This window comes from uncultured Chitinophaga sp. (genome assembly GCF_937898475.1).
GTDB lineage: Bacteria > Bacteroidota > Bacteroidia > Chitinophagales > Chitinophagaceae > Chitinophaga.
Window position 1 is genome coordinate 329,533 of sequence record NZ_CALEJS010000010.1, and the last position, 15,348, is coordinate 344,880.

Annotated in this window: 13 protein-coding genes; 11 read left to right on the forward strand and 2 right to left on the reverse strand. The window is 50.9% G+C overall.

Annotated elements, in window-relative coordinates; translation table 11 throughout:
- Positions 1 to 74: 74 nt before the first annotated feature.
- The 10 genes from Q0577_RS01745 (at position 75) to Q0577_RS01790 (ending at position 9,510) form a co-directional block, all read left to right on the forward strand.
- The gene (locus Q0577_RS01745; protein WP_298732169.1) at positions 75 to 803 is read left to right on the forward strand and encodes a head GIN domain-containing protein; all 729 of its coding nucleotides are present in this window, start codon (positions 75 to 77) and stop codon (positions 801 to 803) included.
- A gap of 427 nt (positions 804 to 1,230) precedes the next feature.
- Complete coding sequence (locus tag Q0577_RS01750) at positions 1,231 to 2,148, forward strand: hypothetical protein (RefSeq protein ID WP_298732171.1); 918 nt, start codon at positions 1,231 to 1,233, stop codon at positions 2,146 to 2,148.
- A gap of 117 nt (positions 2,149 to 2,265) precedes the next feature.
- Positions 2,266 to 3,402, forward strand: a complete 1,137-nt coding sequence (locus Q0577_RS01755; protein ID WP_298732173.1) for a beta-ketoacyl-ACP synthase III — start codon at positions 2,266 to 2,268, stop codon at positions 3,400 to 3,402.
- A 32-nt stretch (positions 3,403 to 3,434) separates the two neighbouring features.
- A complete protein-coding gene (locus Q0577_RS01760) occupies positions 3,435 to 3,833 on the forward strand; it encodes a hypothetical protein (protein WP_298732175.1) in 399 nt (132 codons plus the stop codon).
- 8 nt (positions 3,834 to 3,841) lie between these two features.
- Positions 3,842 to 4,846, forward strand: coding sequence for a BtrH N-terminal domain-containing protein (locus Q0577_RS01765; protein WP_298732177.1), 1,005 nt, complete (start codon positions 3,842 to 3,844; stop codon positions 4,844 to 4,846).
- Positions 4,847 to 4,862: 16 nt separating this feature from the next.
- Positions 4,863 to 5,603 (forward strand): ABC transporter ATP-binding protein, encoded by a 741-nt coding sequence (locus Q0577_RS01770; RefSeq protein ID WP_298732179.1) that lies wholly within the window; start codon positions 4,863 to 4,865, stop codon positions 5,601 to 5,603.
- A gap of 7 nt (positions 5,604 to 5,610) precedes the next feature.
- A complete protein-coding gene (locus Q0577_RS01775; protein ID WP_298732181.1) occupies positions 5,611 to 6,900 on the forward strand; it encodes an ABC transporter permease in 1,290 nt (429 codons plus the stop codon).
- 69 nt (positions 6,901 to 6,969) lie between these two features.
- Positions 6,970 to 7,227, forward strand: a complete 258-nt coding sequence (locus tag Q0577_RS01780) for a phosphopantetheine-binding protein (RefSeq protein WP_298732183.1) — start codon at positions 6,970 to 6,972, stop codon at positions 7,225 to 7,227.
- Between the two features lie 14 nt (positions 7,228 to 7,241).
- A complete protein-coding gene (locus tag Q0577_RS01785) occupies positions 7,242 to 8,456 on the forward strand; it encodes a beta-ketoacyl-[acyl-carrier-protein] synthase family protein (protein WP_298732185.1) in 1,215 nt (404 codons plus the stop codon).
- Between the two features lie 16 nt (positions 8,457 to 8,472).
- A complete protein-coding gene (locus tag Q0577_RS01790) occupies positions 8,473 to 9,510 on the forward strand; it encodes a beta-ketoacyl synthase chain length factor (RefSeq protein ID WP_298732187.1) in 1,038 nt (345 codons plus the stop codon).
- Positions 9,511 to 9,782: 272 nt separating this feature from the next.
- Here Q0577_RS01790 and Q0577_RS01795 read toward each other — a convergent pair whose 3' ends face one another.
- Together Q0577_RS01795 and rpsT are read right to left on the reverse strand one after the other, a co-directional pair.
- Positions 9,783 to 11,528: a M14 family metallopeptidase gene (locus Q0577_RS01795; RefSeq protein ID WP_298732189.1), complete on the reverse strand. Its 1,746-nt coding sequence runs from the start codon at positions 11,526 to 11,528 to the stop codon at positions 9,783 to 9,785.
- 281 nt (positions 11,529 to 11,809) lie between these two features.
- A complete protein-coding gene (rpsT, locus tag Q0577_RS01800; protein ID WP_298732191.1) occupies positions 11,810 to 12,064 on the reverse strand; it encodes a 30S ribosomal protein S20 in 255 nt (84 codons plus the stop codon).
- 483 nt (positions 12,065 to 12,547) lie between these two features.
- Here rpsT and Q0577_RS01805 point away from each other — a divergent pair, with 483 nt between their 5' ends.
- The gene (locus tag Q0577_RS01805; protein WP_298732193.1) at positions 12,548 to 15,307 is read left to right on the forward strand and encodes a 2-oxoglutarate dehydrogenase E1 component; all 2,760 of its coding nucleotides are present in this window, start codon (positions 12,548 to 12,550) and stop codon (positions 15,305 to 15,307) included.
- The last annotated feature ends 41 nt before the right edge of the window (positions 15,308 to 15,348 follow it).

The window sequence follows — 15,348 nt, forward strand, 5'->3', positions numbered from 1 at the left end:
AGTATTGCAGACCACCGGTACAAGGGGCATTTTACAATCAAAATCTTTTACCTTCATTATTAAATATTCCTCACATGAAAACAATCTGCCTGCTAGCATCCCTGATCACTATTTCTGCTATTTCCCTTACCAGCTGTAATGTTACCGGCCAGAACCGCGTAAAAGGCAGCGGGAATGTAACAAAAGAAGAGCGCAGCGTTGACGCGTTCAGCGAGTTGTCTGTAAGGGGTAGTATGGATGTATACTTAACCCAGGGACCATCCAAGGCCGCCGTTATTGAGGCGGAAGACAATCTTATCCCGTATATTGAATTTGATCGCGATGGTGATAAGCTGATCATACGTGAAAGAAGGAACACCAACATCAGGGCCACCCGTGCCATTAAGATCTATCTTACCACGCCCGAACTGGAGAGCATCGGACTGGCCGGATCCGGTAACATTAAGCTGGAAAACAAATTCTCCAACAATACCCACATGAAACTGAATGTTTCCGGCAGTGGTAATCTGAGCGGCGCCATTAACTCACCTGAGGTAGACGCCAATATTGCCGGTTCAGGAAATATCACGGTAGAAGGCGAGAGCCGCGATCTGGAAGTTGATATTGCAGGCAGCGGCAATTTCAGAGGACAGCAGCTGCTTTCCGAAAAAGCCGAAGTAACCATCGCCGGTAGCGGTGATGCCAGTGTACACGCCAGCGTAAACCTTGAGGCCAAAATAGCCGGCAGCGGTGATGTGCACTACAAGGGCAGTCCCCAGGTAAACTCCAAGATAGCGGGTTCCGGTTCCGTGAAAAAAGACTAACGCTAACAGCCTGGAACAAACGAATGGTGTTAACTCATTGTTTCTTAAGTTTTATTTAACATTTCGTTTATCATATTTTGCTGACTTTAGCGCTTTAATTATTGCAAACGCTTTAATTAAGCTTCAACTTTTTAAAGTCCTTTAGCCTGGGTACTGTTGTAAACGATCACGTGTTACTTCAGTACTCGGCTGAGGCACAAGAGAGTCCATGGCCGATGGTCCATGGTCCATAGTAAATGCCCCGGGATAATAATCCACCAATCTTTCTTCTACCCCCTCATCCCATTACGTTACTTCAGGTTACTTTAAGCATATCATTTCCGTTTCCGGCCATACCATGGACTATAGACTATCGGCCATGGACTAACATATATCTAAAAATAATTTGTATGTTTACAGTTCCGATTGTTGAGCTCCGGTTTCTTGTATGACTAGACAAAAGATCCTGGTAATTTACTATTCCCAGACAGGGCAGTTAAAACGGATTGCAGATGTGATAACAGGGCCCTTGCAGCAGCAGGCAAATATTGTGTACGAAGAGATCATCCCTGTACAGCCTTTCCCCTTTCCCTGGAATAAGCAGGAATTTTTTGATACCATGCCTGAAACGGTGCTGGGCAGGCCTCGCGGTATCCAGCCCCTTAAAGTGGATCCGGATACGCCGTTCGACCTGGTGATACTGGCCTTCCAGCCCTGGTTCCTGTCTCCCTCACAGCCCGTTGCCGCTTTTCTGCAAAGCCAGGAAGCCGCCCGCCTGCTGAAAGGCCGGAACGTAATCACGCTCATAGGCGCACGTAACATGTGGCTCAACGCACTGGAAACCGTAAAGAAATACCTGTACCAACTGGGCGCCTGCCTGGTAGGAAACATTGCACTGGTAGATACCGCTCCCAATCTTGTGTCAGTGATCACTATTGTACGCTGGCAGTTCAAAGGAAAGAAGGAAGCCACCAGGTTCTTGCCGCCGGCCGGCGTACAGGAAAAAGATATACAGGCCGCAGCCCGCTTTGCAGTACCCATCAGGGAAGCATTGCAGCGCGGCAACTATCAGCAGGTGCACCAACAGCTGTTAGCACTGGATGCCGTTACACTGAAGCCTAACCTGGTGCTGCTGGAGAACAGGGGCATGAAAGCCTTCCGCTTCTGGTCAGCATATATCAGCGCTAAAGGAGGCCCCGGCGCCCCGGAACGTCAGCCTCGATTGTTCATGTACCGTACCCTTCTGCTGCTGGGGATTATCGCACTATCCCCCCTTACCGCGATCAGCTCCATGATCACATTAAGGCTGAAGCGGAATAAACTGCAGGAGGAAGTGGCATACTTTAAAGGTGTAAGCCTGCGTTGAGAGGGAGGGTATCCTTTAATAATTATATATTTACGCGCTGGACCTGGCATGGTCGAGGGACATGATCATGCCGAGCGCTGGGTCGCGCCACAACATAAAGTGTATTATTGATTACAGATGAACGAAGTTTACATCACAAGGCTATCTAAATTCCTGCCCAACGAACCGGTTGGAAACGACGAAATTGAAGGTATACTGGGTATGGTCAATGGAAAGCCATCCCGTGCAAGGCACATGGTCTTGGGTAGTAACAAGATCAAGACCCGCTATTATGCACTGGATAAGAACGGTAACCCCACCCATACAAATGCTCAACTGACTGCTGCAGCCATCAAAGGGCTGTTCAACGATACCTTTCCCATCAGCCAGCTGCAGCTGCTGGCTTGCGGCACTAGTTCTCCCGACCAGCTGCTGCCCAACCACGCTGCCATGGTACACGGTTTGCTGAAGTGTCAGCCGGTAGAGCTGGTCTCTACCTCCGGCGCCTGCGCCGCAGGTATGCAGGCGCTCAAGTACGCTTACATGTCTATCAAATGCGGCAATACCAGCAATGCGGTCTGCTCAGGGTCTGAAAGGATCTCCGGCGCCATGCTGGCCACCAAATTTGAGCCCGAAACAGAGAACCTGAAAAGTCTGAGCGAGAACCCGATACTGGCTTTTGAAAAGGACTTTCTCCGCTGGATGCTCTCAGACGGCGCCTGTGCGGCCCTGCTGCAGGACAAGCCCAATGAGAACGGTCTTTCCCTGCGGGTGAACTGGGTGGAGATCGCCTCCTTTGCACATGAGCTGGAAACCTGCATGTATGCCGGCGCCGTGAAAGACGAGCATGGAGATACCAAAGGCTGGTGGGATATGCTGCCGGAAGAGTGGATACAGCAGAGCGTTTTTGCCCTGAAGCAGGATACCCGCATACTGGCGAAAAATATTGTGCCTTCCGGCGCCAGGATGTGGAAACAACTGGTAGAGCGCTACCAGCTCAATATTGATGAGCTGGATTATTTTCTGCCGCATCTGTCCTCAGAATTCTTCCGGCCCAGGATAGATGAGGAGATTGCACGGCTGGGAGTGCCTATCCCGCAGGAAAAATGGTTCACCAATCTTACCTGGGTAGGCAATGTGGGCACCGCTTCTCCCTACCTCATGCTGGAAGAGCTGATGAATACCGGCAGGCTGAAAAAGGGCCAGCAGATCATGATGATGGTGCCCGAAAGCGCCCGCTTCTCGTACGCCTATGCCCATCTGACCGTAGTATGATTTCTTTAACTTGCATATTATAAAACATCCGGATGAAGAAAGATGAAGTGCCGCAGGATGGCAATAACATGCATAACGGGGTTGTAAAACAACTCTTCTACGCGGTAGACGATAGTGGTAAATACACCCAGGTGCCCAGCGTTGGCTGGGAGCCCGAGAATATTGCCATGGCCCAGGCCTGGGAGGATGTGAATGAGAAAGTGGAAAAGGCCCGCCAGCGGGTATTGGCCGGTGAAACCAGTCCCATAGCCTATTATATGGAAAAACAGCTCATGAACGTTTCGCTGCTGGCCCGCTATGTAGGCAAGTTCCAGTGGCAGGTGAAACGCCACATGAAACCCGCGGTGTTTAACCGCTTAAGTGAAAGGATGCTGCACCGTTATGCAGCCGCCTTCAAAATATCAGTGCAGGAGCTGAAGCAAGTAAAGTAATTGTTGTAATGAGCGAGATACAATTTAACCATGTCCAGACAGCACATTGTGAGAGTGGCGTTATATCCAACCTGTTCCGGCATTATGGTCTTTCTATAAGTGAACCGATGGCTTTTGGCATCGGCGCAGGCATTTTCTTCGGGCACCTGCCTTTTCTGAAGGTGCACGGCGTGCCCGGTACCACCTACCGCATATGGCCCGGCGCCATTTTTCAGCGCGTATGCAAACGCCTGGGCGCCAGCATGCAGTGGCAGCGGTTTTCCAGTCCTGAAAAAGCCATGCAGGAGCTGGATAACGTGATTGGCCGCGGCATCCCCGTTGGGGTATTGTCCAGCGTGTACTACCTGCCTTATTTTCCACCGTCCTACCGTTTTCATTTTAATGCACATAACCTGGTGATCTATGGCAAGCACGAAGGCAACTATCTTGTCAGCGATCCCGTAATGGATACCGTTACCGAAATAGACCCGGTAAGCCTGGCAGCAGCACGTTTTGCAAAAGGCTTCCCGGAGCCGAAAGGGAAAATGTACTATCCCCTGCAGGTGCCCCAATCGGTGTCATGGGAAAAGCCCATCCGCCAGGGCATAGATCAGGCCTGTCATTATATGCTCAAGATCCCGTTCTCACCCTTCGGCGTAAAGGGCATCCGCTTCCTGGCCAAACGCCTGGCGCACTACCCTGAGAAAGTAGGAGAGAGAAGATCGGTGCTCTACCTGGGCAACATCATCCGGATGCAGGAGGAGATAGGTACCGGCGGCGCAGGTTTCCGTTTTATCTACGCGGCCTTCCTGCAGGAGGCGGCAGAACTGCTCAACAACCGTGAGCTGGCCAGGCTTTCGCAGGAACTCACCCGCATTGGTGATCTCTGGCGCAACTTTGCCTTCAACGCAGGCCGGGTGTGCAAGAACCGTGCAGTGAATAATGTATCCTACCACGAACTGAGCGAAATGCTGATGCAATGTGCCGCTGCAGAAGAGATATTTTTTAAGGAATTGTCAAGAGTTAAAATATAAGAGGACTAAACGCAACATGATCGCCGTACAAGACCTGCATAAAACCTTTAAAGGCGCCTGGGAACCATCGCTCAGCGGACTGTCATTCAGTTTTCCGGAAGGCAGTATTGCAGGCTTGCTGGGCCCGAATGGCGCGGGTAAAACCACTACCATTTCTGTTATCTGCGGCCTGGTGAAGGCTGACGGCGGACTGGTAAAAGTGTTCAACCTGCCGCAGGACGCCGCCCATCGCGAAACCATCAAAAGAATGATCGGTATCGTGCCGCAGCAGATCGCTCTCTTTCCACAGCTTACCGCCCGTGAGAACTTGGTATACTTCGGCAATCTCTATGGCCTGAAAGGAAAGCCCCTGCGGGATAAAATAGAACGATACCTGGAACGATTCGGCCTGGAGAAGAACGGCAATAAAGAGATCCATAAATTTTCAGGCGGCATGAAAAGGCGTACCAATATCATTGCCGCCCTGCTGCATGACCCGAAACTGCTGATACTGGACGAGCCCACCGCCGGTGTGGACGTTCAGTCCCGCAGCATGATCCTGGACTTTCTGCGCGATTATAACAGCCAGGGGGTAAGTATCCTTTATACCTCCCACCTGCTGGAGGAAGCGCAAAGCCTCTGCTCGGTAGTGGCCGTGATAGACGAAGGGAAACTGGTGTTACAGGGACAACCAGGCGCATTGATACAACAGCATCCGGATTGCCGCAACCTGGAAGATGTATTCCTGCATTACACAGGTCATGCGGTGAGAGATTAATTACATTATGTTACGACTACTGGCTACCATAAAGAAAGAATGGCTGTTGCTCAAAAGGGACAGAACCGGGCTGGCGCTCTTATTTTTTATGCCCCTGGTATTGATCACCGTGATGGCGCTGGTAGAAGACGCGCCCTTCCGTGATTTCCAGGAACTGAAATTTGATGTGCTGACGGTGGATAATGACCAGGGCCGTCTTGCCCGTTATGTGAAAGAAGGACTGGAACGCACGGGGCAGTTCAACATTGTTGATTCGCTGGATGGCAAGCCGGTAACGCTGGAACAGGCGCAGCGCCTGGTGAATGATGGCGACTATAAAATATGTATCCTCATCCCGAAGGGTGCCACCGCGGCCATTGTAAGCAATGCCAACAAGGTGGTGAATGAAATTTCCAGCCGCGTAGGCATGCCTGCCACGCTGCCGGTGAAACAGCGGGATGATACGGTGAATGTGGTGATCTATTTTGACCCTGCTGTAAAGAAAGCCTTCAAAAGCGGCATACACCAGGCCCTGGATAATTTCCTGACCCAGGTGGAAGCCGGTATGCTGATGGAGCGGGTACAACGGCAGCTTCGTAGCAAAGATTCCACAGCTGCGGCAGATTCATTGCCCATACAGCTGAAGGCAGTTGGACTGGAAGAAAAGGCCAGCGGCCCTACCAAGGAGTTCAAAGGCATTTACAGCTCCGTACAGCACAATGTTCCCGCCTGGACTATCTTCGCCATGTTCTTCATCGTGATTCCCATTGCCGGTAACATGATCCGTGAAAGAGGCGATGGCAGCCTGGAGCGCATGAAGCTTATACCCGGCTCTTACCTGGCCGTACTGGCGGGAAAGATGCTGTTCTTTGTGGCCGTGTGCGTGCTGCAGTTCTACCTGATGACACTGGTAGGCATTTACCTGATGCCTTTGCTGGATCTGCCCCGCCTGGTGCTGGGGCCCAGTCAAATTTCCGCCTTTGTTATTGCCGTGGCCATTGGACTGGCAGCCACATCCTATGGCATACTTATTGGCACTGTTTTTAAAACGCCCAACCAGGCGTTGAATTTTGGCGCCATCTCCATTGTGATCCTTTCTGCCATTGGCGGTATATGGGTTCCACTGGAAGTAATGCCGCCGCACATGCAGTTCGTTGGTCATTTATCACCGCTGAACTGGGGACTGGAAGCCATTAATAACATCTACCTGCGGAATGCGGGCATCGCACATATATGGGACAATGCGCTTAAACTGCTGCTGCTTTGCGCCGCCATGCTGCTGGTAGCAGCGCGGGTAGAGAAAAAACGGATGGGGTAACCGCAGGCGGTAACCAATTCAAATATTTTCTAATCAATTGTAAAACTGTATTTTTACCCCCACCTAATTATGGAAGCATTAAAACAAACGCTCAAACAACAAATCATAGAAGCATTAAATCTCCAGGATACCAAACCGGAAGATATAGACGACAAAGCTCCTTTATTTGGTGAAGGGCTGGGATTGGACAGCATCGATTCCCTGGAACTGATGGTGCTGCTGGAAAGACATTACCAGATCAAGGTGGAAGACCCCCGTGAAGGAAGAAAGATATTACAGTCTGTACAATCCATGGCGGAGTTCATACAATCTAAACAACCTGCATAAGATAAGGGCAGATCATGGCGGAACGCGTGCTAATAACGGGAATGGGAATGATCACTGCCATTGGTGAAACAGTAACTGCCAACCTTCACAGTCTTACCCATCAACACAGCGGCCTGGGTTTTACACGGTTCATTGATACCATCTATAAAGAGGTGCTGCCCGTGGCCGAAGTAAAATACAGCAACGAGGAACTGGCCCGAATGGCCGGTGTACCAGGCCAACCCGGATATACCCGCACCTCCCTGCTGGGGCTCATCGCCATACAGGAAGCCCTGCAACAGGCCGGTATCCGGGATATGCAGCAGGAGCCCACCGGCTTTATCAACGCCTCTACCGTAGGAGGCATGTGCGATACGGAAAAAGTCTACTTTGATATTATAGACCCGGAGAAGGAAGGCGACTTCCTCCGCTATATTGATACCCTGGATTGTGCCGACTGCACCCAGCGCATTGCAGACAGAACAGGGATCAACGGCTTTGTCACCACCATCAGTACAGCCTGCTCCTCATCCGCCAATGCATTGATGTATGGCGCCCGCCTCATTAAACAGGGCCTGGCCCGGCGCGTGATCTGCGGGGGAACAGAAGCCCTTACCAGTTTTACCATCAACGGGTTCAACTCCCTGAAGAATATTGACAAACAAGCCTGCCGGCCCTTTGACCACAACCGTAACGGTTTGAACCTGGGCGAAGGGGCTGCTTACCTGGTGCTGGAAAGCGAAAGCCTGGTAAAGCAGCACGGCAGCCGGGTACTGGCAGAGCTGAGCGGATACTGCAACAGCAATGAGGCATTCCATCCTACCGCTCCGTCGCCGGAAGGCGATGGCGCCTACACCGCTATGAAAGAGGCCCTGGCCATGAGCGGCCGCAGCATAGACCAGGTACAGTATGTAAACGTACATGGTACGGCCACCTGGCCCAATGATCTTTCGGAAGGCCGCGCACTGGAACGCCTCTTTGGCAGCGAGGTACCGCCCTTCAGTTCTACCAAACCTTTTACGGGCCATGCCCTGGCCGCAGCAGGGGCTATTGAAGCTATTTATTCCGTTCTGGCTATTCAGCACCGGCTCATATTCCCGAATCTTAATTTTGCCGAGAAGATGGAAGAGCTGTCAATTGTGCCGGAAACACGGCTGCTGGAAGAACAGGCCGTCACAACGGTTATCTCTAACTCTTTTGGCTTTGGCGGCAACAACGCCTCCCTGGTGATCAGCAAATATGAAGGCTAATTGTTACATACAAGGTATGGCGGCTATCACTCCCCAGCATTCATTTGAGGGAGACCTTTTTGCACAGCCGCTGCGCAGTAATACCGGCAACCTGCTCCAGGTAACTGAGCCGGATTATAAGGCCTTTATTCCGCCTAACAGCCTGCGCCGCATGAGCCGTCTGCTGAAAATGGGCCTTACCGCTGCACAGCAGTGTTTGCGGGACAGTAGCCTGGGTGTTCCGGGCGCCATCATTACAGGTACGGGTAAAGGCAGCCTGCAGGACACAGAACGTTTCCTGAAAGATATCCGCCAGTACGGTGAGAAGGCCCTGAACCCAACGCCTTTTATCCAATCCACCTACAATGCGGTGAACGGGATGATTGCCGTGGCACAGCAGTGTACCACCTATAACAATACGTTTGTGCACCGCGGCTTTTCATTTGAGCATGCCCTGCTGGATAGTATCCTGCAGTTACAGGAAGGCGCTCCCCATACGCTCACCGGTGCGCTAGATGAAATGTCGGAAGAGCATTTCTATATAAAGTCACGTATCGGGTACTGGAAAAAGGAGCCGGTGGATAATGTGCAGTTATACAATACGCTGTCGCCCGGGACAATAGCAGGAGAGGGGGCCGTGTTCTTTTCACTGTCTGCAACGCCAACAGCGCATACCTATGCCCATATAACGGGACTTAAACTGCTATACAAGCCTGCTGTTGCGGGAATTTCTGCGGGATTATCCGCCTTTCTGCAGGAGCAGCAGTTAGCTGTTGAAGACATCAGCCTGGTGATCACCGGGCGTAATGGCGATAGTAATTTCGAGCATTTTTATACAGAGCTGGATAAGGTGCTGGGGACTGTCCCCCAGCTACCATTTAAACATCTTTGTGGTGAGTATGAAACTTCCGGCGCTTTTGCCGTATGGCTGGCGGCACATATCATGAAGGCGCAGCAGCTGCCGCAGCAGTGGTTCCCGATGCAGGCAGACTTTCCTGCAGCAGGTTTCCAGCGTATACTGATCTATAATCATTTCTTTGGAGAACAGCATACGTTTGTATTGCTGGAGCGGTAGCCCCCAGCCTTGTCACCGGAGGCAGACGCGCCGCGCAACCATGTAAACTCCCACCGGCAGGCGGGACTTCCTTCCACCGTACCCCCCGGACTTCCCTGGCGGACCTGCAAAACCAATACAATTTAAACCCTCATCAAGTCCACCTCATGTCCACCTTACATCCACCCCATCCTCTGTTCTACAAAGGATTTACTTGCCGTTTACCCGCCGAATGCCTTTGGGGTTAATTTAATACCATTGCTGTGAAAGCTTAGTGATAGTGCTGTAAGTGCTTAGTCCTCCTGCTGTGCCATGACCCTGTACACCGGGTAGCGCATATACCCCGGCTCAGCATATTCCGAATGCTCATAAACAAATTCCAGCTGGTCTTCCGCGTTGTTGGCAAAGGCGCTGTCCTTTGCCTTCCGTTCTTCCAGTTCTTTCTTCAGTTCAGGATGCTGCCGCAGGTATTCTGCCGCGGTATCCTCAAAAACATAGCTGGAATAATGCTCTTTGGGCTGTAAAATGGCATCAAAGAAGTTCCAGGCAAAGAAAGAATCCCCACCGCCGGGCTCCAGGGTCTCCACCAGGAAGCGGTTGGCGTTCTGGTTCAGGGGAATGTAGTAGTCCCCTTTCCGGAAGGCCAGCTCCATTTTGCGGGTTTCTGTTTTTACCTGGCTGTGCAGGTAGTGTTTTTCATAGGGCCGCTGGGCGGTCTTATAATCCTTTATCTGGTATACCTCTACGCTTATGATGGTATCTTTATTCAGCCGCTGCATGATCACCTGGTTGTTTTTCAGCAGGTCGATCACGGCCCACCAGCCTTGCGGGATAATATAAGCCTGGGGCTTCTGTACAAATTTGCCGGGGGTAACGAAGTCGTAAAAGGGTACCTGCCGCTCATAGGGCTTGTTGCGGTCGTAATACAGCCTGGGTAAACCGGACACGTCGCTGGGTTTATGGCCGGCGGCATATCCTTTGAAGGTAATGGTGCTATGCCTGCTCATATCGGGCTTCCACTCCAGGGGGAAGGAGGACTGGGTGAGTACCGTTTGTTTGGTTTGCTGCCGTAACTGCCTGATCTGCTCACTGTGCTGGCTTACAAACTGTATAAAACTTTCCATGAGCGCATAGGTGGCCTTTACCCGTTGTGGATAGGGCTTCAGCATGTGGGTTTCCGGTACAAAGCCAAAGCTGTGGAACAGGGCGGCATAGCCGCTGGAATACCGCGGACCGTCGCTGTACTGCGTCCAACCGCTGTCTGGCGTTTCGCCGAAGTGGTTCACATAGGGAACAAGATCGTAGCCGCGCTCTTTCATCAGCTGATAGATACCTGGCTCAAATTCCTTTTTCAGGTAATCGCCCATTACGCCGCCCAGTTTACCGTACTGGGTGCTTAGTAAGGTCATAACATGCTGGTAGTCAGCCCCGTTACTCACGTGGTTGTCGATGAGTACATCCGGGTCGGTGAGCTGGAAGATTTGCTGAAAGGAGCGGGCGTTCTTTGAATCTGCCTTGATAAAATCCCGGTTCAGGTCCAGGTTCTGGCCATTGCCCCTGGATCCGAAGGCATCGGGGCCGTTCTGATCCGGACGGTAATAGGGGCTGCGGTTCAGTGCGCCGCCGATGTTGTAGACGGGGATCACCGCCAGCACAATATTGTCTGGTAGTTTTTGCTTACCCTGGGCCAGGTTGCGCAGCAGTTGCATGCTGGCGTCTATGCCGTCCGGCTCGCCGGGATGTATCCCGTTATTGATCAGTATAATGCGTTTATTCTTTTTCCGGAGGCTGGCAAAATCAAAGTCGCCGCCGGGAGAGTAGATGGCCAGGTGTAATGGGTAGCCGGCGTCTGTGAGGCCCATTTCCTGCAGTTTGATCTGCGGAAAGCGTTTGTCCAGCAGCTGGTAGTAGGAGATGACTTCTGTGTAGGTGGCAGTTTCCCTGCCCTGGCTGCGTTCAAAACGGGTACTTAATTCCTGTGCGGAAGCTGGCAGTTGTAGTCCCAGGCATAGTGTGGCAGCAATGATTAGTGTTCTCATCCGTGTTTTCAGACTTTAAAGGTTTGAACGTTTTTCGTTTGTAAGTTTGTCAGAAAATTACAGGTTTTGCACAAGTCATTTGACTAAAAGTTACCTTCCTGTTTGTCAGGCGTTTACCCTCAACCGCTAACTTTAGCGGGCCTTCAAACCTTCAAACGTTTAAGCCCTCAAACACTTCAAACTTTCAGACATTTTAAACGCTCAAATGCCCAAAATAAAAAGCCCTTCCCGTTTTATCAGGAAGAGCTGATGTATCTTTGAGTAATGTAGTGGCGTAGTAATTAAGCCAGCGCGTTCACCTGTTTGGTGAGTTTGCTCTTCAGGTTAGAAGCCTTGTTCTTATGGATCACATTCCGTTTAGCCAGTTTGTCGATCATTGCTACTACCTCTGAAAGATCCTTCTGAGCAGCTGCTTTGTCAGTCAGTGCCTTCAAATCACGGATGGCATTACGGGTGGTTTTACCGTAGTAACGGTTACGCTCATTACGCTTTCTGCTCTGACGTACGTCTTTTTTCGTTGCTTTATGGTTTGCCATTTTTCTTTTTTCAGTTTCAGGAGGGCAAAGGTACAGATTAGTTTTTTACAAAACAAAAAATATGCAAATAAACCGAATCGGGAGGCAAGTTTCAGGTTTGAAGTTTGAGGTTGGAGGTTCGTTGGAGGTTGAAAGTTGGGCACGGAGGCACTGTAAAACAGATAACTAATTGTTTTTCAATGAACTTATACCTGGCCTGCCACTTCCAACGAACCTCCAACCTCAAACTTCAGATCTCAAACGTTCCCCCTCAAACTTATTCATTATTTTACTACCGCTTTAACAAAAAACAAGCGATATTTGCAATCCAATATTATAATGGATATCAAATTTCAACAGAAACGACCATGCTAAGACCATGTTAGCATCCTACCTGTTGCTAAAGTGTGGTGAAAGCGTCCGGGAGTTCCACCTGGCCAATAGAAAGGAATAATTTCAGGTGAAAAGTAATTTGAATCGAAGACCAAGCAAAACTCGTTGTAAATGAAGGACTTCTCATTTGTCACTAACTCGCATCCTGCTTACATTGAATCTTTATACCAGGATTACCGCAAAGATCCGAACTCCGTAGATCCAGACTGGGCCAAGTTTTTTGAAGGTTTTGATTTCGCGGTGTCCAATGTAAATGGCAAAGCAGGTACGGCAGCGGCAGCGACAGCAGGAAGTAGTGCTTTACCTTTATCCAGCGACCAGCTTAATAAAGAACTGGCCGTATACAGGCTCATCCAGGCCTATCGCAAAAAAGGACATCTGATCTCCAAAACCAATCCCATCCGCGAAAGAAAAGACCGCCAGGCCAACCTGGACATCTCTTTCTATGGCTTTAGCGAAGCTGATCTGAAGACCGAATTTTTTGCCGGACAGGTATTGGGCCTGGGCAAAACTTCCCTTGAAAATATCGTGAACAGGCTTAAACAGGTGTACGCATCATCTGTAGGGCTGGAATTCACCTATATTAATGATTCCAAACAGGTGGAATGGCTGCAGCGTGAAATGGAAACCACTTTCCAGCAACCGCTTCCCCTGGAAAAAAGAAAACGCATCCTGGAGAAACTGAACCAGGGCGTGATCTTTGAAAAATTCCTGCACACCAAATACATCGGGCAGAAACGTTTCTCCCTTGAAGGTGGCGAAAATACCATCCCCGCGCTGGATGCTATGATCAATACCGCCGCCGGACTGGGTGTACAGGAAACCGTGATCGGTATGGCCCACCGCGGACGCCTCAACGTACTGGCCAATATCCTGGGTAAAACCTACGAACAGATCTTCACAGAGTTCGAAGGCCTGGCCACCCCGGATATCACCATGGGCAGCGGTGATGTAAAATATCACCTGGGTTTCCGCTCAATGGTAACCACCCCCTCCGGTCACCAGGTAAACCTCCAGCTGTTGCCCAACCCTTCCCACCTGGAAGTGGTAGACCCGCTGGTAACCGGCTTTGCCCGCAGTAAAGCCGATGTGATCTATAACAGCGATTACGACCGCATCTTACCCGTACTCATACACGGAGACGCCGCCGTAGCAGGCCAGGGCGTGGTATACGAACTGGTGCAGATGAGTAAGCTGAAAGGCTACTACACCGGTGGTACCATGCACTTTGTGATCAATAACCAGATCGGCTTCACCACTGATTATGATGATGCACGCTCATCAGATTACTGTACCAGCGTGGCATCCATCGTACAGGCGCCTGTGTTCCATGTAAATGGAGACGATGCCGAAGCCGTGGTAAAAGTATCCGAAATAGCCGTACGCTACCGCCAGGAGTTTAACTCCGACATCTTCATTGACCTGCTCTGCTACCGCAGGCACGGCCACAACGAAGGTGATGAACCTAAATTTACCCAGCCCAGCCTCTATGCGCTGATCGATAAACACCCAGATCCGCGTGAAGTATATACCCAGTTCCTGCTCAAGAACGGTGAAACAGATGCGCAAACACTGGCTAAAGATATGCAGCAGCATTTCTGGGCCGACCTGCAGGAAAGACTGGACGAAGTAAAACAGCACCCGCTGCCCTACAGCCGCCAGAAACCCGAAGAATGGTGGGCCGCCCTGCGTAAGGCTACCCCGCAGGACTTTGAAGCATCGCCGGTTACCGCTATCAAGGCAGAAGATTTTACCCGCCTGTTCAAAAGCCTGATGCAATGGCCTGCGGATTTTGTGCCTTTACGTAAAGTGGACAAGCTGCTGAAAGACAAGATCAGGCTGTTTGAAACCGAAGGTAAGGTAGACTGGGCCACCGGCGAACTGCTGGCTTACGCCAGCCTGCTGATAGAAGGGAAAGATGTGCGCATGAGCGGTGAAGACGTACAACGCGGTACCTTCTCCCACCGTCACGCCATCCTCTCTGACGAGAACACCAACGCTACTTACAACAGGCTTGCACACCTGCAGGAAAAGCAGGGCAAGTTCCGTATCTATAACTCACTGCTGAGCGAATTTGCCGTAATGGGCTTTGAATATGGTTATGCCATGGCCAACCCCAACGCACTGGTACTGTGGGAAGCACAGTATGGCGACTTTGTGAACGGCGCCCAGACAGTGATTGACCAGTACATTACCAGCGCAGAACAAAAGTGGACCAGCATGAACGGCCTGGTGCTGTTACTGCCCCATGGCTACGAAGGCGGTGGCCCGGATCACTCCAACGCCCGCCCCGAGCGCTTCTTACAGGCTTGTGCTGAATACAATATCGTAGTGACCAACATCACTACAGCGGCTAACTTCTTCCATGCGCTGCGCCGTCAGCTCACATGGCCGTTCCGTAAACCGCTGATCAACTTCTCACCCAAAGCCAACCTGCGCCATGCAGGCTCTTACTCCACCCAGGACGAGTTTACCACAGGCGGCTTTAAGGAAGTGCTGGATGATCCGTTCATTGACGATATTACCAAAGTAAAGAAGGTATTGTTCTGCACCGGTAAGATCTATTTTGACCTGAGTGAAAAACAAATAAAAGAAGGCCGCAAGGACGTTGCCATTGTACGCCTGGAACAGCTGTACCCCTTACCGGTAGCACAGCTGGAAGCCATCAACCAGAAGTACAAAGGCGCTACCTGGTTCTGGGTACAGGAAGAGCCGCTGAACATGGGCGCTGCTTCTTACCTGCAGATGAACCTGAAAACGCTGAACTACGGTGTTATCAGCCGTAACCCCAGCGCCGCTACCGCCACCGGTTACGCCAAAGTGCATACCCGCGAGCAGCAGGAGATCATCGAGACGGCTTTCAATATTTAAATTTTCACCTTTCACCCGTAATATTGCAAACAGAAAACTGA

What these genes read in the sequence shown, in the direction of transcription:
- Q0577_RS01745 (WP_298732169.1), top strand. Translation starts at nt 75, where the DNA reads ATGAAAACAATCTGCCTGCTAGCATCCCTGATCACTATTTCTGCTATT.
- Q0577_RS01750 (WP_298732171.1), top strand. Translation starts at nt 1,231, where the DNA reads ATGACTAGACAAAAGATCCTGGTAATTTACTATTCCCAGACAGGGCAG.
- Q0577_RS01755 (WP_298732173.1), top strand. Translation starts at nt 2,266, where the DNA reads ATGAACGAAGTTTACATCACAAGGCTATCTAAATTCCTGCCCAACGAA.
- Q0577_RS01760 (WP_298732175.1), top strand. Translation starts at nt 3,435, where the DNA reads ATGAAGAAAGATGAAGTGCCGCAGGATGGCAATAACATGCATAACGGG.
- Q0577_RS01765 (WP_298732177.1), top strand. Translation starts at nt 3,842, where the DNA reads ATGAGCGAGATACAATTTAACCATGTCCAGACAGCACATTGTGAGAGT.
- Q0577_RS01770 (WP_298732179.1), top strand. Translation starts at nt 4,863, where the DNA reads ATGATCGCCGTACAAGACCTGCATAAAACCTTTAAAGGCGCCTGGGAA.
- Q0577_RS01775 (WP_298732181.1), top strand. Translation starts at nt 5,611, where the DNA reads ATGTTACGACTACTGGCTACCATAAAGAAAGAATGGCTGTTGCTCAAA.
- Q0577_RS01780 (WP_298732183.1), top strand. Translation starts at nt 6,970, where the DNA reads ATGGAAGCATTAAAACAAACGCTCAAACAACAAATCATAGAAGCATTA.
- Q0577_RS01785 (WP_298732185.1), top strand. Translation starts at nt 7,242, where the DNA reads ATGGCGGAACGCGTGCTAATAACGGGAATGGGAATGATCACTGCCATT.
- Q0577_RS01790 (WP_298732187.1), top strand. Translation starts at nt 8,473, where the DNA reads ATGGCGGCTATCACTCCCCAGCATTCATTTGAGGGAGACCTTTTTGCA.
- Q0577_RS01795 (WP_298732189.1), bottom strand. Translation starts at nt 11,528, where the DNA reads ATGAGAACACTAATCATTGCTGCCACACTATGCCTGGGACTACAACTG.
- rpsT (WP_298732191.1), bottom strand. Translation starts at nt 12,064, where the DNA reads ATGGCAAACCATAAAGCAACGAAAAAAGACGTACGTCAGAGCAGAAAG.
- Q0577_RS01805 (WP_298732193.1), top strand. Translation starts at nt 12,548, where the DNA reads ATGAAGGACTTCTCATTTGTCACTAACTCGCATCCTGCTTACATTGAA.